This window comes from Ideonella lacteola, assembly GCF_038066555.1.
Lineage (GTDB): Bacteria > Pseudomonadota > Gammaproteobacteria > Burkholderiales > Burkholderiaceae_C > Ideonella > Ideonella lacteola.
The window spans coordinates 47,010-72,730 of sequence record NZ_JBBUTG010000003.1 but is presented as its reverse complement, the minus strand read 5'-3'; the positions used below and the strand labels follow the sequence as shown (position 1 = coordinate 72,730).

The following is a 25,721-nucleotide window of genomic DNA, read 5'->3' as shown; positions in this document are numbered from 1 at the left end:
CTGAAAGCCGCCGCGCCGCGCTCGGCCGTTGAGCACGGCACCTTGTTTCTGCCCTGCGCGGCGGGCGTCGAACCTTACCTGGCGGAGGAGTGCGCGCGCCTGCTGAGCGGCGTGGACGGCACCGGCGCGCCGCGCATCGAGGCCGGCCGTGGCGGGGTGTATGTCGATGGCGACGTGCAGACGGCCATGCGCTTGAACCTCGGCAGCCGCCTGGCCCAGCGCGTGCTGTGGCCGGTGATCGACGGGCCTTACGGCGACGAGCACGACCTGTACGACATGGCCCGCCGGGTGCATTGGGCCGACTGGATCACGCCGCGCCAGACACTGCGGGTCGACGCCTCGGCCTGGCGCTCGCCGCTCAAGAGCCTGAACTTCGCCTCGCTGCGCATCAAGGACGCCGTGTGCGACGTGATGCGCGACGCCACCGGCGAGCGCCCCAGCGTCGACACCCGGCACCCCGACCTGTCGCTGGTGCTGCACCTCGGCCCCGAGCACGCCAGCCTGTCGGTCGATCTCTCCGGCGAGGCGCTCTTCAAGCGCGGCTGGCGCGACGCCCAAGGGTTGAAGGGCGAGGCGCCGCTCAAAGAGACACTCGCCGCCGCGATGCTGGCCGCGGCCGGCTGGCAAGGCCGGCCGGAAGACGGCGGCCTGCTCGACCCCTGCTGCGGTGCCGGCACGATCGCCATCGAGGCCGCACAGATCGCCTGCGGCATGGCACCGGGCCTGGCGCGGCGCTTCGCGTTCGAGAAGCTCCTGCCGTTCCGGGCCCACCTGGGCGCGTGGCAGCAGTTGCGGCAGCAAGCCCAGCAGGCCATCCACGAGCCGGCCGTGCCGATCTGGGCCGGCGATGTGTCGTTCCGCATGACCGACTTCGCCACCCGCAATGCCGAGCGCGCTGGTGTGCGGCACGCGATCGAGTTCAAGACGGCGGACGCCTTGCAGCGTCCCGCGCCGGCCGATCGCGGCCTGATCGTGATGAACCCGCCTTACGGTGAGCGCATCGCACCCAAGGGCCAGGGGCAAGGCCTGGGGGCGGCCCGCGGCCCGGCCAGCGGCGAAAAGTTCGAAGGGGCAGCCGACGCCGCCGACTTCTACGCCCGCCTGGCCGCCCACTGGAAGAAGCACTACGCCGGCTGGACCGCGCAGGTGCTCACCCCCGAGGCCAAGCTGCCAGGCCTGATGCGCCTGAAGGAGAGTCGACGGGTGCCGATGTGGAACGGCGCCATCGAATGCCGCCTGTTCCGCTTCGACATGGTCGCCGGCACGAATCGTTGACCGCCACGCCCCCTTGCGGGGGCTGCGGCCCGTAGGGGCCCGCGCGGCGGATCGGCCAAGCCGGATCCGCGCACGCCACTTGAACCGGCGGCTCCTGCCGGAGCGCCGGCACCCGGTCAGTACATGTACAGCTTGAGGACGAAGTCGGCGCCGATCGCCCCGCCACCGCCCACCGGGCCGCCCGCCCACCACACATCGACCCGGTAAGAGCCAGGCGCCACCAGCCCGGGGCCGGTGCCCACGCCCTGGTAGAAGTTGCCGGCGATCATGTCGACGTCGTACTCGGCCGACATGGCGATGGCCGGGCCGTAGATGCCGTAGGGCGTTTCATAGTGACCCGCCATGTGGATCGGTGCGCCGCCGGCCGACGGCGTCAACGTCACCTGGAACATCGTCAGCGCCGACACCCACGGGTAGGTCTGCTTGCTTCCCACCATCGCACTGAAGTGGGCGTTCAAGCAGCCGCCGGTCAGGTTGACCTTGGTGCTCAGCACCGGCGTCTTGTCGAAACGTGTGCTCTCGCCACCGCCGCCGACGGCGGAGAAGTTCCAGGACGTGGTTTTCACGCCCTCGAAGACGGTATCGACCACCTGACTGACCTTGCCGCGGCACGGCGGGTGCACCCCTGCCTGTGTCTTTGGGATGTCGTTGTCGGCAAAGAAGTTGTCGCTGGTCTGCGCCATCGCGGCGACGGGGCCGAACAGTGCTCCGGCAGCGAGCGCCAGTGGCGCCATCAAGGGGAGCAGGCGTGCTTGCAGAGAGGTCATGGTGGTCTCCATGAAAGAGTGGGGGGCGAGGGCCTCTCGGGCCCTCGGCCATCACGCCGGTGCGGTGCCGAACTGCAAGGCGAAGCAACAGGCCTGACATCGGAAAAGACGCCCCGGCCAGCCCGAAACCGGACATGCCAAGCCCCCCCAAGGTGAGGGGGGCTTGGCAATCTACTAATTCATTAGTACTATTTCGTTCGTACAAACCAAACGCGTGCTCTCGACACCTGAGCGAGACCAAGTTCACCGAAGGCCACCATGACCTCACCCCACCCGACCGAAGGCGAGCTCGCGATCCTGCAAGTGCTGTGGGACCGCGGCGGCCCCTGCACGGTGCGCGAGGTGCACGAAGCACTCTCGCAGCACAAGGAAACGGCCTACACCACAGTGCTGAAGATGATGACCATCATGGCGGACAAGGGCCTGCTGCAGCGCGACGAAAGCGAACGAAGCCACCGCTACGGTGCGATGCACCCCAAGCCCGAGGTGCAATCCGTGCTGGTCAAGGATCTGATGCAGCGCGCGTTCGCTGGGTCGGCGCTGCAGTTGGTGCAGCGGGCGCTCGCGGTGGATCCGCCGAGCCGCGCGGAGCTCGATGCCATCCAGCAATTGATCGCCGACGCCAAGGCCCGCCGCGGCCGCTGAACCCGGAGCGCACGATGACGCACTCGCTGTGGACGACGCTGCAAAGCGCGCTGGCTCAAACCCTGATGGCCGCCGCATGGCAAGGCCTGCTGCTGGGCGCGGTGGCCGCCTGCGTGCTGTCCGCGCTGCGACACGCCCGGGCCGCCACCCGGCACACCGTGGGCATGCTGTTTCTCGTCGCGATGCTGATCGTGCCGATGTGGCACCTGGCCGGCATGCTGGCGGCGAGCACCGATCCGGTGTCGGAGGCCGCCTCAGCCGCGGCCCTCGCGGCCAACGCACAGGCGTCGCACCCTCTGGCGTGGTGGCCCCTGCCGGGCCCGGCGACGGTGGCGTGGCGGGCCCCGGGCTGGCTGGCCTGGGTGTGGTGCGTCGGCGTGCTGGTGATGGCCGGGCGACTGGCCGGCGGTTGGTGGTGGCTGCAATCGCTCGAGCGGCAGGCCTTGCCGTCCAACCTGCTGCCCGTGTGGCAGCGCCGAGTGGATCACCTGCGCCACGCCCTCGGCATCGCCCGCCCGGTGGTGCTAAGACTGTGGTCGGCCCCGGCCTCGCCGTTCACCGCCCGTGCCTGGCGCCCGGTGATCTGGCTGCCGATCGCGCTGCTGACCCGCCTGACCCCCGAGCAGATCGACGCACTGATCGCCCACGAGCTCGCCCACATCCGCCGGCTCGACTGGCTGTGGAATGGCCTGCAATGCGCCGTCGAGACCCTGCTGTTCTTCCATCCCGCGGTTTGGTGGCTGAGCCGGCAGGTGCGCATCGAACGCGAGTGCGCCTGCGACCAACTGGCTGCCTCAGCCTGCGGGGACACGGTGGTCGTGGCCGAGGCGCTCGCTTCGCTGGGTCGCCTGGCGGCCTCGCCGCCGACCACGCTCGCACAGGCGGCGAGGCCGGCTCACCAAGGCCAGTTGCTGCAGCGGGTGACTCTGCTGCTGGCAGCGGCGCCGCAGCCCCACCCTCGCTGGGGGATGGCCGCGGGTCTGGTGGCGCTGGCATGTGCGGGGGCCGCGTGGGCCTCACAAGGTGTGGCGGTGGTGGAAGCGCCGGCTGCGGCGTCCACATCGGCCGATATGTCGACCCATCCTTCCGCCCGGGACGAAGACGATGCGCGAGCGTCAACCGACGACGCAGACCCGTGGTGGACGCAGGTGGGCGAGTCACGACGGATTCGTTTTCGCCAGAGTGGCCAGGTGCACGATTTCCATGTCTGGGTGAGCCCCGACGGCCAGCGCCATGAGACCTACCGCGTCGACGGCCGCCTGACCACCATCACCCCCCCGGTACGCGCCTGGCTCGATGCCCACCAACGGCCACCTCTCGCGCCCGCCACACCGGGCGCCCCTCAGTCTCCCGCCACACCGGACGCCCCTCAGTCTCCCGCCACGCCAGACGCGCCGACGTCACCGGACGATGCCGAGCGGTGGCTGCCGTTGCCGCCCGTTCCACCCGTGCCTCCCACGCCGGCTTTGCCACCGCTGCCGCCCCTGCCGCCTGAACCGCCTCGGATCAGCGAGTCGGCGGCCTATCAGGCGGTGAGCGCCGCCGCGCAAACCCACGAAGCACTCGTCCGGCGCTTGGGTTCGCCGATCCAACTGAAAGGCGACTGCGGCCCGTGCCGGATCGACGACCGGCATGCGTCCTTGAACCTCACGGCCAGTGGCCCTCGGGGCCAGGTCGGCGTGCACGCCGAGGGGCGGCTCATCGACGGCCAATGGCGCATCACCTCGATGGAGCTTCGGCCCAGCCTGGCTCAGCAACTGGGCCTCGCGCGGTGACGCGAACGCCCTGACGGCCTGGAGTCCCTCCACGGCTCCGCGAGGCCCCGCGCACCGAGTGCACGGCGGCGCGGGCTGCTCAGCTCCTGTCCTGGTCGCACCTCAACGCAGCCAAGCGGCGGCACACCCGCGCCTGAGCCGGCGCGGATGCGTCCTGGCGCCCCCTTCACTCGCGTCTTTCACCCACCTCTTTCAGTCACCTTCCACCCCCCCACCTCCCGGAGACCTGACCGTGCACCCTCCTTCCGCTCGCCTCCCATCAGCCCGCCTACACCATCGCCCAACGGTCCGGTTATGGGCGCTGTCGCTGTGCGCGTTGGCCCTCAGCGCGGCCACCCATGCGGCCCCACCTGATTCAGCGCCCCCGTCACCCCGGCAAACCATCGACGGAGCCCAACAGCGGGCCATCGTCGGTGAGCTGGCGCGACAGCTGCGCCGGCGCTATGTCTATCCAGACCGCATCGAGCCTGTGGCGCGCGAGCTCGAGTCACGCGCGGCGCGGGGCGCCTACGACAGCGCAACCACCGTCGAAGCGATGGGGCAGGCCTTGGACAAGGATCTGCGCACCTTGGGCAACGACCGGCACTTCCGCGTCGAATTCGATCCCGAGGTCGAGCCGGTGACGGACGGAGCCGAAGCACCGAAGCCGACGCGCGACGAGATCGAGCAAGGGCGCGAACAAGCCATCCGCATGGGCTACGGCGTCTCACGTGTGCAGCGCCTGCCCGGCAACATCGGCTACCTCGACCTGCGCGGCTTCGGCCCGGCCGAGTTCGTGTCACCCGGCTATGACGCGGCCATGCTGCTGCTGCGCGGCACCGATGCGCTGGTGCTGGACCTGCGCAACAACGGCGGCGGCTCACCGATGAGCGTGAGCTACCTGCTGAGCCACTTCTTTGCCGAAGGTGACGAGCGCCACCTCAACGACATCTACGATCGCCCGACCAACACCACGCGGGAATACTGGACGATGGCGATCGGCAGCCCGCGTTACACCAAGCCGATCGCGGTGCTGACCTCCAGCATCACCTTCTCCGGCGGCGAAGAGTGTGCCTATGACCTGCAGACGCAAAAGCGCGCCAAGCTCTACGGCGAGACCACGGGCGGTGCGGCCAACCCGGGTGAAATGATCGCGTTGGGCCATGGCCTCGCCGCCTTCGTGCCGACCGGCCGCGCCATCAACGCCGTGACCAAGAAGGATTGGGAAGGGGTCGGCGTGACCCCGGACGTGCAGACCCCAGCCGCCGAAGCACTGAAGGCGGCCTACCTCGCCTTGCTCGAACAGCGGGTTCAAGAACCGATGGCCCCGACGGAGCGCGACCAGTTGCAGGACGTGCTGGCCCGTGCACGCGCCGGCAAGATCGATCTGCCGGTCTACACACCGCGCCGCCGCTGAGGCGGGCGGGCCGACGTCACCCGGCGCGCAGGGCCTGCCCCTGCAGCCGACGGCGGCCACGCAGCCACCACAGCATCGCGGCCAGCAGTGCCAGCGGCAGCAGGGCGCCGAGGTTCATCGCCTGCCAGCCCCGGCTCGTCAACTCGCCACCGACGCTGACCGCCTCAGGACCACCGATCGTCACCAACGCACCGGAGCTGAACGAGGTCACCGTCATCGTGCCCAGCACCCAGCGGTCCATCAGCGCCTGGGCGCGAACACGGTGGCTGGGCGGGTAGCTTTCGGTGTAGAGCGCGGTGCCGCCGATGTACAGGAAGTTCCAGCCCACCCCGAGCACCAGCAAGGCGGCGGTGAAGTGCATGAGATCGACGCCGTGCAACGCCACCGCGATGCAGGCTGCGTTCAGCACGACGCCAGCTGCCAAGACGGGCAGAACGCCGACGCGCCGGATGAGCGGCCCGGTGAAGAAGCTGGGCACATACATGCCCAGCACATGCCACTCCAGCACCCACGCCACCGCAGAGAACGGGTGGCGGCAGACCTCCATCGCGATGGGCGTGGCCGCCATCAACAGGTTCATCACGCCATAGCCCAGCGCCGATGCCGCAATCGCCACGATGAAGGCCGGCTGCGTCGCCACGCCGGGCGGCAGGCGACCCGCGGGCCCCGAGGGTGCAGGCGGCAGCGCGGGAAAGCGGATGCGCGACAAGGCAAGCATCGACAAGCCTGCCACCACCACCAGCGCCACATACGCCCCAGCGAACGGTACGGCCAACGCATGGCGGGTCGTCTGGGCCAGCTGCGGCCCGACCACCCCGCCCAGGATGCCACCCGCCAACACCCAGGAGATAGCCTGCTCGCGCCGCTCCGGGCCCACCAGCTCGGCGGCCGCGAACCGGTACAGCGCGGCGTTGGCGTTGTAGTAGCCCGCCAGCACCGTCGCCGCAATCAACAGCCAGAAGCTGCCGATCAGCGCCGCCACCGCGCACAGTGCCGAGGAGACCATCGCCACCGCCAGCCCGAGCTGGAACGAGCGCTGGCGGCCCCAGCGCTGCTGGCTGCGAGCCACCAGGCCGGTGCACATCGCCCCGCCCAGCACATAGGCGGTCAGCGGCATGGTGGCCATCCAGTGGCTCGGTGCCAGGGCCAGACCGACCAGCCCGTTGATCGCCATGAAGGTCACGTTGTTGACCAGGAACAGGCCCTGGCACAGCGTGAGCCAGGCCAGAGGACGGTTCGAGCCGGCTGAGGCGGACAGTCCGCTCATGCCACGCCCTCGGCCGAAGCGGCATCGCCCGCCAGGCCGAGCACCGCCAGCGCGGCCAGCGGCGCCGTGTCGGCGCGCAGCACGCGGGTGCCGAGGCTCACGGGCGCAAAGCCGTGCTGGCGCGCCATGGCCTCTTCGGCGGCCTCCAAGCCACCCTCCGGACCACTGAGCAACAGCCAGTCGGTCGCTGGTGCCGTGGCCACGATGGCGAATGGCACGGTGTCGTCGGCGAGACTCAACACATGCCGTGCGGCTTCGTTCGAGCCGAGGCCACCCAGCCACTCGGACACGGTGCGCACGGGCTCGATGGTCGGCACCACGGTGCGGCCACTCTGTTCGGCCGCGGCCACCGCCACGGCCTGCCAATGCGCCTGCCGCCGTTGCGCACGCTCACCCGACAGCTTCAGCACCGACCGGGCGCACTGCAAGGGCTGTATCGACGCCACGCCGAGCTCGGTGGCCTTCTCCACGAGCGCGTCCATGCGCTCGTTGGCCGGCATGCCCACCGCCAGCGTGACGCGACGCGCCAGCTCGCGCGACACCGCTTGCCGGGGCCCGACGGTCACCGCCACCTGCTGTCGCCCCGCCATCTGGCGGACGGTGGCCGGCCATTCGCCACCTTGTCCGTTGAACAGCGTCACGGGGTCGCCAGGCTGCAGGCGCAACACCTGCACATGCCGGGCCACATCGGCCGGCAGATCAAGATCCACTCCTTCAACAAGGGGGACGCCAAGGTACAAACGAGGAGGCATGATGCGAGTGTGCCGCATCCCACCCTGCGGCCCTCCGGAGGAGCAACCATGGACCCGATGAGCAAGGCCACCGAGCTGCTGCAAGCCGCCGACCGTTGTCACGACGACGATCCAGCCCAGGGCGCCAGCCTGTTGCGCCAGATCGACCCGGACGCGCTGAACCCGGGCCAGCGGCCGCTGTACGCGTTCTTGGTCAACCATGTGCTCAGCGAGAAGCTGGGGCAGTTTGCCGAGGCGTGGCTGCGGCAGCAGGCCGTGCTCAGCGCCTGCCGCGACGAGGCCACCCTGCCCGTCTTGCGTCACGCCGGGGTGGCAGCGCGACTGGCTGGTGACCACACCGGCGAAGCGCACGTCGCCGCGCGACTGGGCGGCCTGGCCCATGTCGACCACGCGCGCGCCGCCGAGCTGATCGTGCTGGCAGCCGCCGGGTTCGAGATGCCGCGCGCCAATGGCGAGTCCGCCGCACGCATCGCGTTGGCCGCGATGGCACCACTGGCCCAAGACGCCGCGTGGCACGCCGCAGGGGGGTTGGACGCGGCGGCGGCTGTGGCCACCAACAATATCGCCTCGGACTTGGTCGAGCGGCCGGTCGACGACCTGCAACTGCCAAGCGTGCGCGAAGCGATGGCCCTGGCCGCCGAGTGGTCGCAGCGATTCTGGGGACGCGCGGGGCAATGGGTGAACCACGAGCGCGCCCACTACCTTCGCGCGATGGTGGCCAACGCGCTGGGTGACGCGGCCGCCGCCGAATCTCAGGCACGCGCCGGTCTGGTGCTGTTGGCCAATTTCGATGCCGCCAGCAACGAGAAGGTCGACATGGCCTTCCTGCGCTCTGAACTCGCTCACGCCCTGGGGCGGCTCGGGCGGGCCGCCGACGCCCAGGTCGAGCGGGCACAAGCAGACGCCACGATCGACGCGCTGGACGACGCTGGCATCACCCAGTGGTATCGCAATCGCGTCGCGCGGCAGCAGGCACTCGACGCAGCGGCAGCAGCTTGAAGCTGACCTAGGAAGGAAGGCGGGGTCGGAAAGACCAACGCCCAGCCGTCGGTCGACGCTGGGCGTTTGGCTCTGGCCCCGAACGGGCCGCGTGGGCCGTCAGGCCTTCACCGCGCCGATGGCATAGGTGAGTTCACCCACAGCGGCCATGCCGTATTCAGCCCGCAACTGCTCGGCAAACTTCAGTGCCAGTGCACGAAGCTCGTCCGGACCGCTGCACTTCTCGACCTCCAGCGCAAACCGGTAGCCGCGCATCAGACCGAGCTTGGCTTTGCCCACCGAGGTGAGTGCGTCGTACAGCGAGTTGTAGCCCGCCATGCGAATCACCTGCTGGGTGCGAACCCAGTCCGCGTCGTTGTCGGGCACCTCAGCGGCGGCCGGCTTGCCGGCGGCCTCGCGAAGGTCGGGCGTCTTGGCCGCTGCGCGCGGTGCGGCCACCGGTGCCACCGACGCCACAGGCGCCATGCCAGCTTCCGCAATCAAACCTTCGGAGCGCAGCAAAGCCACGTCATCCGGGGTGACGCCGTGCACCTGCACCAGCCAGTCTTCGATGGTGCGGGAATCGTTGATGACCAGCAGGAGGTTACGCACCGGCCTGCTGAGCTTGAGCGCGCGGGCCTGTATTTCGGCCTGGCCGGCGGCTGTCCTGATGTAGCGAGACGACATGCTCAATCCAAGGAAGGGTCCCAATCGCGACTTCACCACCCCCGGGCCGCCTCAGGGGAAAGGCAGAACCGGTGGCAATTCAGCCACCCTGTCAAGCCGCCTCCGTGAACGGGCCGGAGACGGCCCCCGGCGCCGCCGTGCGGCACCGGGCGCCCGCCGCTTTTGCAGCGGTCAGGCGTTCATTTCTTGTCGCGCAGTTCTCTGCGCAACACCTTTCCCACCGGTGTCTTCGGCAGTTCCGTACGGAACTCAACAATTTTCGGCCGTTTGTATCCGGTGAGATTGGCCTCGCACCAGCCGCGAATGTCGGCTTCGGTGATCCCCGGGTCTTTTTTCACGATGACGACCTTGACCGCCTCGCCGGCCTTGTCGTCCGGCACGCCCACGGCGGCGCATTCGAGCACACCGGGCATTTGAGTGATCACGTCTTCAACCTCGTTAGGGTACACGTTGAAACCCGAAACGAGAATCATGTCCTTCTTACGGTCGACGATGCGGAAGTAGCCGCGCTCGTCCACCACGCCGATGTCGCCGGTGCGGAAGTAGCCATCGGCCGTCATCACCTTGGCGGTCTCGTCCGGCCGCTGCCAGTAGCCCGCCATCACCTGCGGGCCGCGGATGGCGATCTCGCCGGGTTGGCCGACGGGGACCTCCGCGCCATCGTCGTCCAGCAACGCCAGCTCGGTGTTGCTCACCGGCAGCCCGATGGTGCCGGTGTAGGCCGTGTTGTCCACCGGGTTGCAAGCAGCGACCGGCGAGGTTTCGGACAGGCCGTAGCCCTCGCAGATCGGACAGCCGGTCTTCTCCAGCCACAGCCGGGCCGTGGCCTGCTGCACCGCCATGCCACCGCCGACCGAGATCACGAGGTGGCTCCAGTCCACCGTGTCGAAATCCGGGTGGTTGGCCAAGGCGTTGAACAGGGTGTTGACCGCCGGGAAGCTGTGAAAGCGCTCGCGCGCCAGGTCTTTCAGCACGCCCGGGATGTCGCGCGGGTTGGCGATCAGGATGTTGCAGCCGCCGATGCGCAGCCCCAGCATCATGTTCGTGTTGAATCCGAAGATGTGATACAGCGGCAGCGCGCAGATCGTCACCACCTGCTCGCCGGCGGGCACCTTCTTCAACGCCGGCTGGTACCAGGCTTCAGACTGCAGCACATTGGCCACGAGGTTGCGGTGCAAGAGCACGGCGCCCTTGCTCACGCCGGTGGTGCCGCCGGTGTACTGCAGCACGGCGATGTCGTCCGGGCCGACCTTCGGGGCGGTGAACGGCTTGCCGCGGCCGCGCGAAATGGCATCGTTGAAGCGCACCGCACTCGGCAGCGAGAACGCCGGCACAAGCTTCTTCACCTTGCGCACCACGTGATTGACGATGGCACCCTTGAAGAAACCCATCAGGTCGCCCATGGCGGCCATCACGATGTGCTTGGTCGGCACCGACTCGGCCACCTGCTGCAGCGTGCCGGCGAAGTTCTCCAGGATCACGATCGCCTTGGCGCCCGAATCCTTCAGCTGATGCTCCAGCTCGCGCGGGGTGTAGAGCGGATTGACGTTCACCACCACCAGACCCGCCCGCAGGATGCCGGCCACCGCAATCGGGTACTGCGGCACGTTCGGCAGCATGATGGCGACCCGATCGCCGCGCGCCAGCCCCAGGCTTTGCAGATACGCCGCGAAGGCGCGTGACAAATCGTCAATCAGCTCGAAGCTGAACGATTTGCCCATGAAACGGTAGGCCGGCGATGAAGCGTGCTTGCGAAAGCTCTCTTCCAGCAGTGCCACCAAGGAGGCATAGACATCGGTCTTGACCTCGGCCGGGACGCCAGCGGGGTACTGCTTCAGCCAGGTTTTTTCCATCCGTCACCACTTTCTTGTCGACCCGCGATTCTCTCCGCCACTGGCGAAATCCCCATCAGGGGATTCGATAGCGCTTTTGGACATGGGCCCCTAGACGACTGTCGCTTGCACCCGACGTTCATCGTCAAGTCATGCGGCCGCAGCGCTGGATAGACACGCCAACCCCACGGGCACTTCGACAGCTCAGCCCGAACGGGGAAGCGAGACCAAGGTGCGTGCAGCACCGCCGCCCATCAAGTGGCGTGCGCGGATCCGGCTCCGCCGGTCCGCTGCGCGAGCCCCCTCGGAGGGGCCGCGGGGGCCAAATTACTCCACAGCCTTGACCATCTCCTCGACGACCTTCTTCGCGTCGCCGAAGACCATCATGGTCTTGTCCATGTAGAACAGCTCGTTGTCCAGGCCCGCATAGCCGGCGGCCATGGAGCGCTTGTTCACGATCACTGTCTTGGCCTTGTAGGCCTCGAGGATCGGCATGCCGTAGATCGGCGATCCCTTCTGCAATGCGGCCGGGTTCACCACATCGTTGGCGCCCAGGATGATGGCGACATCCGCCTGGCCGAATTCGCCGTTGATGTCTTCCATTTCGAAGACCTGGTCGTAGGGCACTTCGGCCTCGGCGAGCAGCACGTTCATGTGGCCCGGCATGCGCCCAGCCACCGGGTGGATGGCGTATTTCACCGTGATGCCCTTGTGCGTGAGCTTCTCGGCCAACTCTTTCACCGCATGCTGGGCGCGTGCCACCGCCAGGCCATACCCCGGCACGATGACCACCGTCTCGGCATTGCCCAGGATGAAAGCTGCGTCATCGGCCGACCCGCTCTTGACGCTGCGCTGCTGGGCCGCGCCGGCCGCCTCGGCGCCCTCGCCGCCAAAGCCGCCGAGGATCACGTTGAAGAACGATCGGTTCATCGCCTTGCACATGATGTACGAGAGGATGGCGCCCGACGAGCCGACCAGCGAGCCCGCGATGATCAGCATCGAGTTGTTCAGCGAGAAGCCGATGCCGGCGGCGGCCCAACCCGAGTAGCTGTTCAGCATCGACACGACCACAGGCATGTCGGCGCCGCCGATCGGGATGATGAGCAGCACGCCCAGCGCGAAGCCGATCGCGGTGACCAGGCCGAAATCCAGCGGGCTTTGCGAATGCCAGAAGCCGAAGCAGAAGAACGCTGCGGCCAGGCCGAGCGCGGCATTGAGCTTGTGCTGCCCCGCGAAGACCACGGGCTTGCCCTGGAACAGGCGGAACTTGTAGGTGCCCGAGAGCTTGCCGAAGGCGATGACCGAACCCGAGAAGGTGACCGCGCCGATGAAGGCCCCGAGGGCCAGCTCGATGCGGTTGCCGCCCGGGATCGGCCCGCCCTTGTCGACGATGCCGAAGGCCCAGGGCTCGGCCACCGCCGCCACGGCAATGAACACCGCGGCCAGGCCGATCATGCTGTGGAAGAAGGCCACCAGCTCGGGCATCTTGGTCATCTCGACCGTCTTGGCGCGCCAGGCGCCATAGCCGCCGCCCACCACCAGGCCCAGCAGCACCCAGGCCAGACCGATGCCCAGCCCGCCGGCCAGCTTGACGATGAGCGCCGCGGTGGTGAGCACGGCGATCGTCATGCCGGCCATGCCGAAGACGTTGCCGCGGATCGAGGTGGTGGGATGGCTCAGCCCCTTGAGGGACTGGATGAAGCAGACGCTGGCGATCAGGTACAGCAGCGTGACGAGGTTCATGCTCATCGCTTCAGCCCTCCTTCTTCGAGGTGGTGTTCGACGGGGCGGCCTTCTTCTTGAACATCTCCAGCATTCGCCTTGTGACGAGGAAGCCGCCGAAGATGTTGACCGCCGCGAGCGCCACCGCCAGCACGCCCATGCTCTTGCCCAGCGTCGTCTCGGTCAGCGCAGCCGCGAGCATCGCACCAACCATGACGATCGCCGAGATCGCATTGGTGACCGCCATCAGCGGCGTGTGCAGGGCCGGGGTGACGGTCCAGACCACGTGGTAGCCGACGTAGATCGCCAGCACGAAGATGATCAGGTTGATCAAGGTGGGGGAGACGGTTTCCATGGCAGCTCAGCTCTTCATCAAAGGTCGAGACGGGCGATCCGCGCTTCGGCCGGCGCGGCGGGAATGAAATGGATCGGCGGGAAGTCCATCTGTCCGCGGATCGAGTACACACAGTCGCGCACCCGGTTCAGCAACTGCACGGCATAGGCCGCATGTCGGTCGTCAACATCGGAAGGCAATGCGGCATCGCCCACGCCGGAAAGCGGTTCCTGAGCGCCAGCGAAGTCGGCCGACGCCAGCACCTCCACCGACATCCATGAGCCCATGCGGCTGCCGACCACCGCCGAGGCCAGCACCATTTCGTCGGGCGCGCGCAACCCGCGCGAGCGCGCCTCGCGACCCCAATCGGTCGATTCGCTGAGGAAGTCATCCGGCGCAAAAGCGGCGCTGGCGTAGGCGCACTCCATGTCGCTCGGGTTCGCGCCCACAGGCCGGGCCGACCAGATGCCCGGCTCCGGCGGCTCGCACGATGAGGTCCAGTTCACCAGGCCCCCGGCGCCGCCGGCGGTCGCGGTGATCGTGACCAGCGCGTCGAGTTGCTGGTCGTGCACGAGCGCCAGCGTCAGCACTTCGGCCGGGATGCTGCGCTGGTCATTCACGCGCACCGCGTCCACCGTTGACCGGGCCAGGCTCAGCCATTCACCGGCCGGCAATCGCACCGTGGCACGGGCGACATCCACCACCGATTCGGCAGCCGCCACCGCAGCGCCTGCGCCGGCCGAGGCCCCCAAGCCGGCAGCCAGGCACAGGGCCCGACAGGCGGCTGTGATGCCCCTCATGCGCGCAGCACCTGCGCGTCACGGGTCATCAGGCAGGCGGCGACGATGTCGTCGTCCATCGGCACGTTCAGCGTGCCTTCCTTGGTGATGATCAGCTTGAGAAAATCGAGCACGTTGCGCGCATACAGCGCGCTGGCATCCGCGGCCACGAGTGCGGGCAGGTTGGTTTCGCCGACGATGGTGACGCCATGGCGCACCACGACGCGGCCCGCCTCGGTGAGCGGGCAGTTGCCGCCCGGCTGGCCATGCGGGCCGGCCGGGCCCTTGCCGGCGGCGATGTCGATGATCACCGAGCCCGGTTTCATCGCACGCACCATGTCCTCGGTGATCAGCACGGGGGCCGCCCGCCCCGGGATGAGTGCCGTCGAGATCACCACATCGGCCAGGGCCACCCGCTTGGCGACCTCGACCTTCTGGCGCTCCAGCCAGCTGGGCGGCATTGGGCGGGCGTACCCGCCCACGCCTTCTGCGGCCTCTTTCTCTTCAGCCGTCTCGTAGGGCACATCGATGAACTTGGCCCCAAGCGACTCGACCTGCTCTTTCACCGAGGGCCGCACATCCGAGGCCTCGATCACCGCGCCCAGTCGCTTGGCGGTGGCAATGGCCTGCAGCCCGGCCACGCCCACACCGAGGATCACGACCCGCGCGGCCTTGACCGTGCCGGCCGCCGTCATCAGCATCGGGAAGAACTTCTGGTACTTGTCGGCGGCCATGATCACCGCCTTGTAGCCCGCGATGTTGGCCTGGCTGCTGAGCACGTCCATGCTTTGCGCGCGCGTCGTGCGAGGGGCGGCTTCCAACGCGAAGCTGACGAGCCCGGCAGCGGCGATCTGCGCCAGGCCGTCCTTGTCGAACGGGTTGAGCATGCCGACGAGCGTGGCGCCGGGCTTCATCAGAGCCAGTTCGTCCGCTGAAGGGCGCTGCACCTTCAGCACCAGGTCAGCGCCCAGGGCGGCGGCCCGATCGACGATCTGCGCGCCCACCGCTTCATACGCGGCATCGGTGGCGCTGGCGGCGACGCCCGCACCGGACTGGACCTTCACCGCGTGGCCTTGAGCCACGTACTTCTTCGCCGTCTCGGGGGTCACGGCAACGCGGGACTCGCCTGCTGCCGTCTCGAGCGGAACGCCGATCAACATGGAACTCTCCTCTTGACCCGGGAAGCGGCCCACCATCGCAGGCCACGCGACTGTCCGGCGGCGGAGCTTACCAGCGGTCCGCGAAATCCAGCCTTGGGGCGAAGCTCTAAGATGAAGACATGCTTGACAACACCCGTTGGAAGCCCAGCGTCACCGTGGCAGCCGTCGTGGCCCACGACGGGCGGTACCTGCTCGTCGAAGAGATGACCGCCGAAGGGCTGAAGCTGAACAACCCAGCCGGCCACCTGGACCCCGGTGAATCACTGCTGCAGGCGGTGGCGCGGGAGGTGCTCGAAGAGACGGCGCGGACCTTCACCGCCGAGGCTCTGGTGGGCACCTACCTGGCGCGCTTTCGCCACGTCCGCACCGGCGAAGACATCACCTATCTGCGCTTTGCGATCTGCGGAACGGTGGGTGAGCAGATCGCCGGCCGCCGTTTTGATGCACCGGTACAACGCACGCTGTGGATGACCCCGGACGAACTGCGGGCTTGCCCCGAGCGGCACCGCAGCCCGATGCTGTTGAAGTGCATCGAGCACCACCTGGCGGGCCAAAGGGCGCCGCTGTCACTGCTGCACGCCGACGCGAGCCTCTACGACAGCGCCTCCTGAGCGGGCGCGAACACGCCACGCCCCTCGCCCTGCCAGGGCACTGGCTTCGGCGGACAATCCGCACTGCGTCAAGGTGATGGGTTCATGGAAACGAGCGTACGGAAGCAGCGTGTGGTGGTCGGGTTGTCGGGCGGCGTGGACTCGGCCGTCAGCGCGTGGCTGCTGAAGCAGCAAGGCCACGAGGTCGTCGGCATCTTCATGAAGAACTGGGAAGACGACGACAACGACGAGTACTGCTCGTCACGACAGGATTTCCTCGACGCAGCCTCCGTGGCCGATGTGATCGGCATCGAGATCGAGCACGTCAACTTCGCCGCCGAGTACAAGGACCGGGTCTTCGCCGAGTTTTTGCGCGAGTACCAGGCCGGCCGCACGCCGAACCCCGACGTGCTGTGCAACGCCGAGATCAAGTTCAAGGCCTTCCTGGACCATGCCATGCGGCTGGGTGCCGAAAAGATCGCCACCGGGCACTACGCCCGCGTGCGGCAGCAGCCGGGCGGCCGAGTCGAGCTGCTCAAGGGTCTCGATCCGCTGAAAGACCAGAGCTACTTCCTGCACCGGCTGAACCAGGCGCAACTGGGCAAGACCTGGTTCCCGGTGGGCGAGTTGCCCAAGACCGAAGTCCGGCGCATCGCCACCGACATCGGGCTGCCCAATGCCAAGAAGAAGGATTCGACCGGCATCTGCTTCATCGGCGAGCGCCCCTTCCGGGAGTTCCTCAACCGCTACCTCAGCCATGCGCCCGGGCCGATCAAGGACGACCGCGGCCGCCGGCTCGGCGAGCATGTCGGCCTGAGCTTCTACACGCTGGGCCAGCGCCAGGGTCTGGGCATCGGCGGCGTGAAGGACAAGAAGTCTGCACGCGGTGGTGGAGAGCACGAGCCTTGGTACGTGGCCCGCAAGGACCTGGACAGCAACACGCTGATCGTCGTCCAGGGCCACCAGCACCCGTGGCTGCAATACCGCGCGCTGGAAGCGAACGACCTGAGCTGGGTCGCCGGCGTGGCCCCCGCCACCGGCGCGGCCGCCGCCAAGACGCGCTACCGTCAAGCCGATGCGCCATGCACCGTGACCGAGGCATCGACCCACCACCTCAGGCTCGACTTCGCGGCGCAGGCGCTGCAGTGGGCGGTCACGCCCGGGCAATCCGCGGTGCTGTACGACGGCGAAGTGTGTCTGGGCGGCGGCGTGATCAACAGCGCGACGCTCGCCGCAGGCTGATCACCCCACGGCCCGGATGTCAGCGGTGGCGGTCACACGCTCGCGAGTGCCAGCAGCTCCGGCCCGCTGACCGCGCCCGCGTGCTGGCCGACCTCGCCCGTCTTGGCGTTGCGGAACACGATGAGCGGCACACTGTCGCTCTGAAACTGCTTGAACAACGAGGTGTTGGCGCGGACCTTCATCAGCGCCTCGTCGTCAACCGTCGCCGGCACGCTGATGCCGCGGCCATGATTGGCCACACTGGCCTCGTTCTCATTCATCATGGCCACCGGGTCCGACGCCGCCAGGATGGTGGCCCCTTGGGGCATGGACTGCGGGCGAAGAAAGCCCACGGGGATCCAGACGATCTTCAGCTGGTTGCCCAGTGACTGCGCGGCCTGCCAGAGGTGGGCACAGTGGGGGCAACTGGTGTCGAAGAACACGTAGACCGTGCGCGCCGACATCGTCGGGCCCGTGCTGAAACCGCTGCCCGTGGCGGCCAAGAGGTAGGCATCCTGCACGTCGGCCATGGCCTCCGCGGCGGCCGATGCGGTGGCCACCACCGCCGATGCCTGGCCCGAGGCTCCGGGCGGCACCGATGACGCGCTCGCCGCATCGCCGGCCTTCTGGCAGCCGCTCAGCGCGGCCAGGGAAGCCAAGGTGGTGAGAAGAAAGTGACGTCGAGACATGGCAGGGAGAGAACCGAACACAAGAGCAACCCGGCACACCCACCGGCGCGCCGCCGTCATGAACTGACGCTGACAGCCGGCAAATGGTTCCGTGCTGTCCACGTCGCCCGCCGCCAGGCCGCCAGGCCGGGCTACGGTGGTGATGTCGCCGACGCCCCGGACGAGGCCGACGCCGCGAAGGCCGAGGCGGCCGCGGCCTCGGCAGGATCAGGCTCGAAACCGATCCGGGCCACCGCCCCGCCATCCGCCCATTCGCTGTAGACCCATTCCCCATCGCGTTGCACCACGCCATCGGGCGGCGGATCGGCCGCCACCGGCACGCGGGCCAGGGCCACCCTCATGTAGTCGAGCCAGATCGGCAGCGCGAGCCCGCCACCGGACTCGCGGCTGCCCAGGCTCTTGGGATCGTCGTAGCCGACCCAGGCCACACCCACGACGCTGTTCTGAAAGCCGGCGAACCACGCGTCGACCGCATCATTGGTCGTGCCCGTCTTGCCGTAGATGTCGTCCCGCGGCAGCACCACGTGGGCCCGCGCCGCAGTGCCACTGGTCACCACCTCGTGCATCAGACGACGGGTGATGAAGCCATTGCGGGCCGGCAGCACGCGCGTGTCGTCCGTGAGCTCGGCCGGTGGCGGCGCTTCATAGACCAATTTGCCGGCCGCATCGGTGATGCGCTCGATGATCTGCGGCGCCACGCGCCAGCCGCCATTGGCCAGCATCGAGTAGGCACCCGCCATCTGCAGCGGCGTGGTGCTGCCCGCGCCGAGCGCGAGCGTCAGGTTGTCGGGTTGCTTGTCGGGGTCGAGCCCGAAGTTCGCCGCCCAGGCGCGCGCCGTGTCCACACCCACGTGTTGCAGCAAGCGGATGCTGACGCTGTTTTTCGAGCGGGCCAGCGCCTGCCGCAGCGTCAGTGGCCCATCGAATCGGCCATCTGAATTCTGTGGGCGCCAACCCGTCGGGCCCGAAGCGTCGGGCAGCGCCAACTCGACGTCGTTGATGAGCGTGCCGGGCATCACCCCGTGCTCCAACGCGGCCGAATAGAGCAGGGGCTTGAAGCTGGAGCCCGGTTGACGCCAGGCCTGCGTCACGTGGTTGAAGGGCTGCCGGGCGAAGTCGAAGCCGCCCACCAGTGCACGCACGCGCCCTGTCGTGGGCTCCATGGCCACGAACGCGGCCTCGGCCGCTGGCCACTGGGCGATGGCCCAGCCTATCTTGTCCAGCTTCTGCAGCCGAACGATCGCACCCGGCTTGATGGAAAGTGCCGGTTTGGCCTTCGGCGAAAGCCCGGGCAGCGCCCAGCGCAAGCCCTCGCCGGCCAGCTTGATCTGCTCGCCGCTGGCAAGCTGCAACTGCAGTTCTTTGGCGCCCGCGTGGAGCACGATGGCTACGCGCAGCTCATCGTCGTCGCGATGATCTTTCAAGGCCTGCGCCGCTGCACGCTCCAGCTCCGCGCCGTTCGCGTCTTCGGGCAGATCCTCGTTATCCTCCGGACCACGCCAAGGCTGACGGCGCTCGTACTCCAGCAGGCTCCGCCGCAAAGCAGCCCAGGCCGCCTGCTGTTCGGCCGCCACGAGCGAGGTCGTCACGCGGTAGCCCTTGGTGTAGGCCTGCTCGCCGAAGCGCTCGACCACCGCGCGCCGCGCCATCTCGGCCACATGCTCGGCGTGCACTTCAACCGCAAGCTGCGAGCGGATCTGAAGCTTCTCGTCGCGCGCGGTCTTCCACTCTTCTTCCGTGATCTCGCCGAGGTCGCGCATGCGCGCGAGCACCACCCGCTGCCGCTGCTGCGCCCGCTCGAAGTTGGTGATCGGATTCGCCCACACCGGGTTCTGCGGCAGCCCCGCCAGCATCGCGCACTCGGCAATCGAGAGCGCATCGAGCGGCTTGCCGAAATAGGTGCGCGCAGCCGCCCCGAAACCGTATGCGCGATGCCCCAGGTAGATCTGGTTCATGTAAAGCTCGAGGATCTCGGGCTTGCTCAGCTCGCGCTCGATCTTGATCGACAGCAACGCCTCCTTGAACTTGCGCTCCGCCGTGCGCCGCTGCGAGAGGAAAAAGGTGCGCGCCACCTGCTGCGTGATCGTCGAGGCCCCTTGCCGCATGCCCCCGGTGAGGTTCGACACCACCGCCCGCGCGACACCCCGCCAGTCGATGCCGCTGTGCTCGTAGAAGCGGCTGTCCTCGACGGCCAGCAACGCACCCTGCATCCGCTTAGGGATGTTGGCAATCGGCAGATAGATACGCCGCTCCGCGCCGAATTGCGCAATCTCCACACCGTCGCGCGTCAGTACCGTGAGCGGCTGGCGCGGCTGATAGTCGGTGACCCGGTCGAGCGACGGAAGGTTGGGCAGCGTCAGCGCAATGGCCAAGCCAAGCACCATGGCGCCAACCGCCAGCACGATGCCTCCGACAAGCGCCCAGCTTCGCCAATTGCGACCCCCGCGCCAATCGGCCCAGGCAGGCCAGCGAAGGGCGCCCCTTTGAGAGCGCTGCGAAACCAGCCGACTCGATGGCCGGCAAGATGAACCAAGCATGCAGTCGATTATCTGTACGCCGTGATGCGAGACCGCAGCGAGCACACGTGAAGCAGGCTCAGGCCGACGAATCCCCCCGCGTCAGCCAACACGTGACTGGCCCGGGCCCGCCCGGCTTCACTGGCCTGCGATATCGCCCGCGTCGCGATCAGCGCCGGCGAACAGCGCCACATCGCGCACATTCTTCTGCACCGCCACCGCCGCGAACAGGCTCATCAGGAAGCCCATGGCGTAGAAGCCTTTCTCGCTGGGCGCCAGCGTGGCGTTCCACAGGCCGACGGCGAGCAGGGCCACCGACAGGCCGAGTGAGAACCAGCACAGGCCGAAGTAGATGCCGGTGACAGGGATGCCCTCGATGCGGTCGCGCACCGATTTCTGCAGCGACACGGCAGAGAACAGGCCATACATCAACAAGGTGAAGTAGTAGCCCTTCTCGTTGAGCGCCATGTTGGCATTCCAGAGTCCGTACAGGTAGGTGAGGGCGCCAACGAACAGCGCAGCCCAGGAGGCGCCGATGAAGGCGGAGGTGGGGCGGGGCTGAAGGCGTGGGCGGGTCGACATGGATGGGCTCCCTCGTGGACTGGCGAAGGCCAGTGTAGGTGCAGGCGTCTGGCCCTGCCGTCAGGGCTTGCAAGGAGAAGATCGGCGCGTTGCCGCCCGCACTCAAGCGGCGGGCGGCGCCGTGTCGATGAAGCTGGCCCGGGCAGCCAGCTTGTCGTAGAGCTTGTTCAGGTTGGGGAACGGGCCGCGCCAGTCGATCGCGGGGTAGCGGAAGTCGAGATAGCCCAGCGCACAGCCCACCGCAATGTCTGCGAGAGAGAAATGGATGCCGGTGCAGTGCGGCTTGTCGCCCAGCCCGCGGCTCATCGCCTGAAGGGCCGCATCGACGCGGGTCATCTGCCGATCGGCCCAGGCCTGGCAGCGCTGCGCCTCGGTGCGGCCGGACCAGTGCATCTCCATGCGTGCCAGCACACAGGCGTCGAGCAGGCCGTCGGCCAGCGCCTCCCAGGTGCGCACTTCGACGCGTTCGCGGCCGCTCGCGGGAATGAGCTTGCCGACCGGCGACAGGGTGTCGACATACTCGACGATGACCCGCGAATCGAAGACGGCCTCGCCACCTTCCATCACGAGACAAGGCACCTTGCCCAAGGGGTTGGCAGCCAGGATGGCGTCGCTGCCCCAGACGTCTTCGAGCACAAACTGGTAATCCAGCTTCTTTTCGGCCAGCACGATGCGGACCTTGCGCACATAAGGGCTGGTGTAAGAGCCGATCAGTTTCATGAGCTTTATGGACTTCCCTGGCCGACGATTCTAGCCAAGCACCCTCTGCGCCACGGGCCGGGTTCTTTGATGGTGCCCCCCTAAAATGACGCACTCCCCCGAGTGGCGTGCCGGTTGTGTGCGCCACGCCACAACGCTCAAACGACTGCTGGAGATCAGGCCATGCCGCCCCCCCTCTCGACCCTGATGGCCTTGTCCCCGCTCGATGGCCGCTATGCCCCGAAGATGGCGCCCTTGAGGCCGCTGCTGTCCGAATTCGGCCTGATGCACCGTCGCGTGCAGGTGGAGGTCGAATGGTTCATCGCCCTCTCTGACGCCGGCCTGGAAGGCTTTGCCCCGTTCTCCGAAGCCGCCCGCGGCTTGTTGCGCGGCCTGGTGGTGCGCTTCTCGGAAGCCGACGCCCAGGCCATCAAGGACATCGAAAAGACGACCAACCACGATGTCAAGGCGGTGGAGTATTGGCTGAAATCGCGCCTGGAAAACCAGCCCGAGTTGAAGGCCGCCTCCGAGTTCGTGCACTTCGCCTGCACCAGCGAAGACATCAACAACACCAGCCATGCGCTGATGCTGAAGGCGGCACGCACTGAGGTGGTGCTGCCTAGCATCGACAAGATCATCGCCAAGCTCACCGAGATGGCCAAGGCCTTCGCGTCGGTGCCGATGCTGTCGCGCACCCACGGCCAGACGGCCAGCCCCACCACCGTCGGCAAGGAAATCGCGAACGTCGTGGCGCGCCTGCGGACCGCCCGGTTGCGCATCGCCGATGTCAAGCTGCTCGCGAAGATGAATGGCGCTGTCGGCAACTACAACGCCCACCTCGTCGCCTACCCGAACAAGGATTGGGAAGCCTTCTCGCGCCAGGTGGTCGAGCAACGCCTGGGCCTGACCTTCAACCCCTACACGATCCAGATCGAGCCGCACGACTACATGGCCGAGCTGTTCGATGCGGTGACCCGCACCAACACCATCCTGATCGATTGGTCGCGCGATGTGTGGGGCTATATCTCGCTGGGCTTCTTCAAGCAGAAGCTGAAGGATGGCGAGGTAGGCTCGTCGGCCATGCCACACAAGGTCAACCCGATCGATTTCGAGAACGCCGAAGGCAATTTCGGTCTCGCGAACGCCCTGCTCGCCCACCTGTCACAGAAGCTGCCGATCAGCCGCTGGCAGCGCGACCTGACCGACTCGACCGTGCTGCGCAACATGGGCGTGGCGCTGGGCTACGCCGTACTGGGCTACGACTCGTTGTCGCGTGGGCTGGACAAGCTTGAGCTCAACCGCGATGCCCTGGCCGGCGACCTGGACCACGCCTGGGAAGTGCTCGCCGAAGCGATCCAGACGGTGATGCGCCGGCACGGCCTGCCGCAGCCGTATGAACAACTGAAGGCATTCACCCGCGGCAAGCCGATGACCCGCGAACTCATGCAGGGCTTCATCAACGACCCGGGCCTGGCGCTGCCCGCGGAAGAGAAAGCGCGGCTGTTGGCCATGACACCGGCCGACTACACCGGCCTGGCGGCGTCGCTGGCCCAGCGCATCGGCAGCTGACGCTCAGCGGGCCTGCTCGTGGCCGGGCGGCGCCCGGCTGGGCAAAACTGTGCAAGCCATCGCCCGCCGGGCTGCCTACACTCGCGCCTGATACCAAAACCAAACGCGCGCTGAGGGAGGGATCCATATGCACGAACCATCACACGACGACACCTCGGCGGCGGCTCACTCCGCTGCCGCTTCCGACCCGGACTTCCCGGACACCCAACCCGATCCGGGTCTCTCACCCGAAGCACGTGGCGCCGCGACGCCGCAGTTGCTGAAAGTCGAATTCACCGGCTCGGGCAGCGAGTACTTCCGCATCTGGATCGTCAACCTGCTGTTGACCATCGTCACGCTGACGCTGTATCGCCCCTTTGCCAAGGCGCGTCGCCTGGCCTATTTCCATGGCAACACGCTCGTCGGCGGCCAGCCGCTGGGTTTTCACGGCGACCCATGGAAGATGCTGCGGGGTTACCTGCTGATGCTGGTGTTTGCGGGCGCCTATGGCGCGGCCAGCCAGTTTTCACCGATCGGTGCCATGGTCGCGATCGGCTTTTTCATCGTGCTCTGGCCGGCCCTGTGGCGTGCCTCCCTGCAATTCAGGCTGGCCAATACCAGCTGGCGTGGCTTGCGGACGGGCTTCACGGGCAGCCTGGGCGGCGCCTACTACGCGCTGCTGCCGGGTGTGTTGCCCTCGCTGGGGTTCATCGCCTTCGCGTTGATGATGCAGCCAGAGAAAGGCGATCCGGCTTCCGCCGCGCCCGTGGCGCCGCCGAATGGCGCGATGGCCGTGCTGGGCTTGTCCATGCTGGCGATGCTGCTGCTGATGCCGCTGTCGCTCGCGTGGGTCAAGCGCTATCAGCATGACCACTACCGTTATGCGGGCGAGCAAACCCGGCTCGACACCAGCGTCGGGTCGTTCTACCTGCTGGCGCTCAAGATCTTCGGGGTGTCGCTGGCGGTCGGCATCGTCGGGGCCATCGCCGCAGCGCTCGTGCTGCTGGTCTTCGGCGGCATCGGGGCAGCCACGGGCCAGACGGGTCAGATGATGCTCGTGGGCGGCGTGATCGCCGGCCTGATTGGCTACGGCACCTACTTCGTCTTCACGATGCCGTATGCGCAGTCGCGATTGCAGAACCTGGTCTGGGGCCACACCCGTTCGGCATCGCTGCGTTGCCGCAGCGATCTGAAGATGCTGCCGCTCGGCATGCTGACATTGACCAACCTGCTCCTGGTGATCTGCACGCTGGGGCTGTATTGGCCGTTTGCCGCGATCGCCACCGCGCGCATGCGACTGTCGGCGGTGAGCGTCGAGCTCGATGGCGACCTGTCGCAATGGCAAACCACCGCGGCAACCGGCCAGGCCGACGCCACCGGCGACGCGGCGGGTGATTTCTTCGGCATCGACATGGGCCTGTGAACACAAACGCCCCCACCCACCTCCCGCCGCCGCTGGCCACCGAATACTTCGATGGGCAGCGCCCGGTGGCCCAGGCCGTCACCATCCGCATCGACCAGGGCGATCTGCTGATCGAGGGGCCCGGCGTGAATCGCCGCGTGCCGCGCCGGCAACTGCGCTGGCCGGAGCGTCAACGGCATGGCACACGGATGATGTACCTGCCGCAGCACGGCTTGATCAGCCACTCGGATGGCGCCGGTTGGGACGCCTGGACACGCGCCCAAGGCCTGCAAGATCCATGGGTCGTGCGCTGGATGCAAAGCTGGCGTGGCGTGCTGTGGGCTGTGCTGCTTTGCGTGGCGCTGGCCGCCGCGGTCTGGCAGTGGGGCGTGCCGTGGGCCAGCCGCGCGGTGGTGGCGGCGATCCCGGCGTCGATCGATCAGTCGATCGGCGAGCAGGCCCTGGCCTCGTTCGACCGCGAAGGGCTGAGCCCGAGTCAGCTGAGCGCCGACCGGCAGGCCGCGATCCGCCGGGCCTTTGCCGCGGCCGTCGAGCGCGCCTATCCAGCCGGCGAACGTCCGTCCTACACCTTGCACTTCCGCTCGGCGGGCAAGATGAAGATCGGGCCGAATGCTTTCGCGCTGCCGGGTGGCCAGATGGTCCTCACGGACGAGCTCGCCGAGCTGCTGGCCGACACCCCGGACGTGACGACCGGGGTGCTCGCCCACGAGCTGGGGCATGTGCGGCATCGCCACGGCATGCGCACGGTGGTGCAGGCCAGCTTGCTGGCGGGCCTGGCCGGGATGGTGGTGGGTGATTTCTCCAGCGTGCTGGCCACCGTGCCCGCGGTGCTCGGGCAGCAGGCCTATGCGCGCGATTTCGAACGCGAGGCCGACCAGGAAGCGATCACGGTGCTGCGGGCCAATGGTGTGCGCCCGAGCCAGATGGTGGTGCTGTTTGACCGCCTCACCGAATGGCGCAAACGGCAGGGCGAAGGAACACTGGCCGATCTGCCGATCGCCATCGCCGACCACCCGGACGACGCGGAACGCTCGCAGGCCTTCCGCGACGCCGATCGACGTTGAGAGCCCGAGGGGCGCTCCCG

23 protein-coding genes are annotated in these 25,721 nt (G+C 67.9%); 10 read left to right on the top strand and 13 right to left on the bottom strand.

All coding sequences use genetic code 11. The features are described 5' to 3' along the window. Positions 1–1,275, top strand: a complete 1,275-nt coding sequence (locus tag AACH06_RS06085; RefSeq protein WP_341425109.1) for a THUMP domain-containing class I SAM-dependent RNA methyltransferase — start codon at positions 1–3, stop codon at positions 1,273–1,275. A gap of 116 nt (positions 1,276–1,391) precedes the next feature. Here AACH06_RS06085 and AACH06_RS06080 read toward each other — a convergent pair whose 3' ends face one another. After that, positions 1,392–2,042, bottom strand: coding sequence for a hypothetical protein (locus AACH06_RS06080; protein ID WP_341424757.1), 651 nt, complete (start codon positions 2,040–2,042; stop codon positions 1,392–1,394). Positions 2,043–2,300: 258 nt separating this feature from the next. On the opposite strand from AACH06_RS06080, the gene AACH06_RS06075 reads away from it, so the two are divergent. The 3 genes from AACH06_RS06075 to AACH06_RS06065 all read left to right on the top strand — a co-directional run bounded on the left by AACH06_RS06075 (position 2,301) and on the right by AACH06_RS06065 (position 5,858). Further along, a complete protein-coding gene (locus AACH06_RS06075) occupies positions 2,301–2,687 on the top strand; it encodes a BlaI/MecI/CopY family transcriptional regulator (protein WP_341424756.1) in 387 nt (128 codons plus the stop codon). Positions 2,688–2,701: 14 nt separating this feature from the next. Further along, on the top strand, positions 2,702–4,462 hold the full coding sequence (locus AACH06_RS06070) for a M56 family metallopeptidase (protein WP_341424755.1): 1,761 nt from the start codon (positions 2,702–2,704) through the stop codon (positions 4,460–4,462). A 316-nt stretch (positions 4,463–4,778) separates the two neighbouring features. Beyond that, positions 4,779–5,858: a S41 family peptidase gene (locus AACH06_RS06065; protein WP_341424754.1), complete on the top strand. Its 1,080-nt coding sequence runs from the start codon at positions 4,779–4,781 to the stop codon at positions 5,856–5,858. 16 nt (positions 5,859–5,874) lie between these two features. Here the strand turns inward: AACH06_RS06065 and AACH06_RS06060 are convergent, their stop codons facing one another. Both AACH06_RS06060 and AACH06_RS06055 read right to left on the bottom strand, forming a co-directional pair. After that, positions 5,875–7,125 carry an MFS transporter gene (locus AACH06_RS06060; protein WP_341424753.1) on the bottom strand — a complete coding sequence of 417 codons (1,251 nt, stop codon included), beginning with the start codon at positions 7,123–7,125 and terminating at the stop codon, positions 5,875–5,877. Beyond that, positions 7,122–7,877, bottom strand: a complete 756-nt coding sequence (locus AACH06_RS06055) for a 16S rRNA (uracil(1498)-N(3))-methyltransferase (protein ID WP_341424752.1) — start codon at positions 7,875–7,877, stop codon at positions 7,122–7,124. The genes AACH06_RS06060 and AACH06_RS06055 overlap by 4 nt, the downstream gene beginning before the upstream one ends. A 48-nt stretch (positions 7,878–7,925) precedes the next feature. Here AACH06_RS06055 and AACH06_RS06050 point away from each other — a divergent pair, with 48 nt between their 5' ends. After that, the gene (locus AACH06_RS06050; protein ID WP_341424751.1) at positions 7,926–8,876 is read left to right on the top strand and encodes a hypothetical protein; all 951 of its coding nucleotides are present in this window, start codon (positions 7,926–7,928) and stop codon (positions 8,874–8,876) included. A 99-nt stretch (positions 8,877–8,975) separates the two neighbouring features. On the opposite strand, the gene AACH06_RS06045 is transcribed toward AACH06_RS06050, so the two are convergent. The 6 genes from AACH06_RS06045 to AACH06_RS06020 all read right to left on the bottom strand — a co-directional run bounded on the left by AACH06_RS06045 (position 8,976) and on the right by AACH06_RS06020 (position 15,369). After that, positions 8,976–9,542 (bottom strand): hypothetical protein, encoded by a 567-nt coding sequence (locus AACH06_RS06045; protein ID WP_341424750.1) that lies wholly within the window; start codon positions 9,540–9,542, stop codon positions 8,976–8,978. 179 nt (positions 9,543–9,721) lie between these two features. After that, entirely contained in the window at positions 9,722–11,395 is a 1,674-nt protein-coding gene (locus AACH06_RS06040; RefSeq protein WP_341424749.1) for a long-chain-fatty-acid--CoA ligase, read from the bottom strand. Positions 11,396–11,701: 306 nt separating this feature from the next. Next, on the bottom strand, positions 11,702–13,123 hold the full coding sequence (locus tag AACH06_RS06035; protein WP_341424748.1) for an NAD(P)(+) transhydrogenase (Re/Si-specific) subunit beta: 1,422 nt from the start codon (positions 13,121–13,123) through the stop codon (positions 11,702–11,704). A 4-nt stretch (positions 13,124–13,127) separates the two neighbouring features. Further along, the gene (locus AACH06_RS06030; RefSeq protein WP_341424747.1) at positions 13,128–13,451 is read right to left on the bottom strand and encodes an NAD(P) transhydrogenase subunit alpha part 2; all 324 of its coding nucleotides are present in this window, start codon (positions 13,449–13,451) and stop codon (positions 13,128–13,130) included. A gap of 17 nt (positions 13,452–13,468) precedes the next feature. Beyond that, positions 13,469–14,230 (bottom strand): hypothetical protein, encoded by a 762-nt coding sequence (locus tag AACH06_RS06025; RefSeq protein WP_341424746.1) that lies wholly within the window; start codon positions 14,228–14,230, stop codon positions 13,469–13,471. Then, entirely contained in the window at positions 14,227–15,369 is a 1,143-nt protein-coding gene (locus tag AACH06_RS06020; protein ID WP_341424745.1) for a Re/Si-specific NAD(P)(+) transhydrogenase subunit alpha, read from the bottom strand. The genes AACH06_RS06025 and AACH06_RS06020 overlap by 4 nt, the downstream gene beginning before the upstream one ends. Before the next feature lie 119 nt (positions 15,370–15,488). Between AACH06_RS06020 and AACH06_RS06015 the strand changes: the two genes are divergently transcribed. Both AACH06_RS06015 and mnmA read left to right on the top strand, forming a co-directional pair. After that, positions 15,489–15,980: an NUDIX hydrolase gene (locus AACH06_RS06015; protein ID WP_341424744.1), complete on the top strand. Its 492-nt coding sequence runs from the start codon at positions 15,489–15,491 to the stop codon at positions 15,978–15,980. Between the two features lie 84 nt (positions 15,981–16,064). Then, the gene (gene mnmA, locus AACH06_RS06010) at positions 16,065–17,201 is read left to right on the top strand and encodes a tRNA 2-thiouridine(34) synthase MnmA (RefSeq protein ID WP_341424743.1); all 1,137 of its coding nucleotides are present in this window, start codon (positions 16,065–16,067) and stop codon (positions 17,199–17,201) included. A 32-nt stretch (positions 17,202–17,233) separates the two neighbouring features. On the opposite strand, the gene AACH06_RS06005 is transcribed toward mnmA, so the two are convergent. The 4 genes from AACH06_RS06005 to AACH06_RS05990 form a co-directional block, all read right to left on the bottom strand. Continuing rightward, positions 17,234–17,869, bottom strand: a complete 636-nt coding sequence (locus AACH06_RS06005; RefSeq protein WP_341424742.1) for a thioredoxin fold domain-containing protein — start codon at positions 17,867–17,869, stop codon at positions 17,234–17,236. 131 nt (positions 17,870–18,000) lie between these two features. After that, positions 18,001–20,253, bottom strand: a complete 2,253-nt coding sequence (locus tag AACH06_RS06000) for a penicillin-binding protein 1A (RefSeq protein ID WP_341424741.1) — start codon at positions 20,251–20,253, stop codon at positions 18,001–18,003. Between the two features lie 270 nt (positions 20,254–20,523). Next, positions 20,524–20,967 carry an inner membrane protein YiaA gene (gene yiaA, locus AACH06_RS05995; RefSeq protein WP_341424740.1) on the bottom strand — a complete coding sequence of 148 codons (444 nt, stop codon included), beginning with the start codon at positions 20,965–20,967 and terminating at the stop codon, positions 20,524–20,526. Positions 20,968–21,069: 102 nt separating this feature from the next. Beyond that, entirely contained in the window at positions 21,070–21,687 is a 618-nt protein-coding gene (locus AACH06_RS05990) for a glutathione S-transferase N-terminal domain-containing protein (RefSeq protein WP_341424739.1), read from the bottom strand. Positions 21,688–21,849: 162 nt separating this feature from the next. On the opposite strand from AACH06_RS05990, the gene purB reads away from it, so the two are divergent. The 3 genes from purB to AACH06_RS05975 all read left to right on the top strand — a co-directional run bounded on the left by purB (position 21,850) and on the right by AACH06_RS05975 (position 25,701). Beyond that, positions 21,850–23,235, top strand: coding sequence for an adenylosuccinate lyase (purB, locus tag AACH06_RS05985; protein ID WP_341424738.1), 1,386 nt, complete (start codon positions 21,850–21,852; stop codon positions 23,233–23,235). 127 nt (positions 23,236–23,362) lie between these two features. Continuing rightward, positions 23,363–24,637: a YjgN family protein gene (locus AACH06_RS05980; RefSeq protein WP_341424737.1), complete on the top strand. Its 1,275-nt coding sequence runs from the start codon at positions 23,363–23,365 to the stop codon at positions 24,635–24,637. Continuing rightward, a complete protein-coding gene (locus tag AACH06_RS05975) occupies positions 24,634–25,701 on the top strand; it encodes a M48 family metallopeptidase (protein WP_341424736.1) in 1,068 nt (355 codons plus the stop codon). The genes AACH06_RS05980 and AACH06_RS05975 overlap by 4 nt, the downstream gene beginning before the upstream one ends. Positions 25,702–25,721: the final 20 nt, after the last annotated feature.